Genomic DNA, 1,640 nt, shown 5'->3' with positions numbered 1-1,640 from the left:
CATGTTGGTTTTGGTCATCGGGGTCTCCGTGTGGTTCGTGGTTGAAGCGGTCAAACTCCACCTCGACCATACACCTCGATGGCCACCCGGGATTACACCGTTGGCGGTGCGGAAATTACACCACGTGCTCGGACACTAACCTTTCCGGCGACAAGAGAACAAGCATCGCCTCAAGGAATGCAGGGACAGGACAGTCATGAGACCGGATGGTCAGGCCCTTCTTGGGTCACGGCGCACCTTTGAGGCAAGCTCGCCACAAGGCGTTCCCAGATGATCGACAGGTCCAGGGAAAGACACGTGTCAGGTCGATCGGTGTTTGAGTCAAACCACCCGGGAACTGGCACCAATCGTATGACTGTCGGTATTGAATATCTCGTGGGTGCCGTATCGGGCCAGCGCGTCTTTCAATGCCTCGACGCAGAACCCCGCGTCCATGCTGTTCGAGAGCCGCCAGCTCAGCACCTTCCGGCTGTGCCAGTCCATGATAGCCACGAGATAGAGAAATCCCCGGCGCATGGGGATGTAGCTGATGTCAGCACACCAGACCTGATTGGGTCGGGTGATGGGTAAGTCCTTCAGAAGATATGGGTATATCTTGTGCTCCGGGTGCTTCTTGCTGGTCTTTGGCTCCTGGTAGATCGACAGCAAACGCATGAGTTTCATCGGCCGCCTGACCCGATGTCGCCCGCATTTATGTCCCTGCCGCTGCATATGGCGGGCCATTTGCCGGGCCCCATACCACGGCGTCTCCAGAAACTGGCGGTCGATGATTTCCATGAACTTCAGGTTCTCCGCGCGGCTGGTAGTAAAGGGTCGAGCGTGCCAACGACAGCAGGCTGCATTGCCGCCGGACGCTGAGATCAGGATGGTCTTTCTTCACCGCTTTTTGCCTCCAGTGCCGAGGATGAGACTGGAGGCTTCCGACATCGTAGCAGCGACCGTGGCCCCAGTGGGGCCGCGAAAGCGCTGCGGAGCATCCCGTTCCACGACCAACTGGCCGATCTTGGCGTGCAGCTTTTCGACCTCTGCCGCCGATATCATCGGTTCAACGGTCGCCTGGCCACTGAAGGCCTGTGCCATGTTCTCAAGCGCGGCCCGTTTCCAGCCGCTGATCATGGTGGGGTGGATGTCATACTTCTTGGCCAACTCGGCCGTCGTCAGCTCCTCGCGGATGGCTTCCAGAGCCACCTTCGCTTCGAACTCCGCCGAATAGCGTTTCCGTTTGGTCATTTCTGTGCGTTCTTCCTCAGGCGCTACAGCTTAACACCTGGTCCGAAATCCCGCGACCACCTCTCACGCCGCGGCTCAGGACCGGAGGCGCGGTCTCGCTTGGACCTCTCGCTCTCGGCTTTGGCGGGGTGTTTTGTTTGTTTGGCTTTTCACAGAGTTGTCTCGTTTGAGCTTTATGGTTTTGGGACGGGGTTTTGAGGGCTTGCTGGGCGCATTTGTGTGTTTGGCGGTTTTTTTTGTTTTTTTTGGTTTTTCTTTTGATTTTTCTCTTGCGACTCTTTGTAGGTATCCGTAGAAGGCCCCTCACCGGCGGCGCTGAGGCGCGGTTGGGACGGGCAGACGGCTCTGAGGCTGGACGGTTCGGTTAGAAATTCTGGAGATATTGGTTGGCTGCAGTTCTAAGGGATTGG

1 pseudogene is annotated in these 1,640 nt (G+C 57.4%); it reads right to left on the bottom strand.

From position 1 onward, the window contains the following. Positions 1-357: 357 nt before the first annotated feature. Positions 358-1,230: pseudogene (locus AB9K37_RS07265) on the bottom strand (IS3 family transposase); the annotation flags it as partial. Positions 1,231-1,640: the final 410 nt, after the last annotated feature.

Source organism: Donghicola sp. XS_ASV15 (assembly GCF_041224595.1).
GTDB lineage: Bacteria > Pseudomonadota > Alphaproteobacteria > Rhodobacterales > Rhodobacteraceae > Donghicola.
This window is presented reverse-complemented; position numbering and strand designations above follow the sequence as displayed.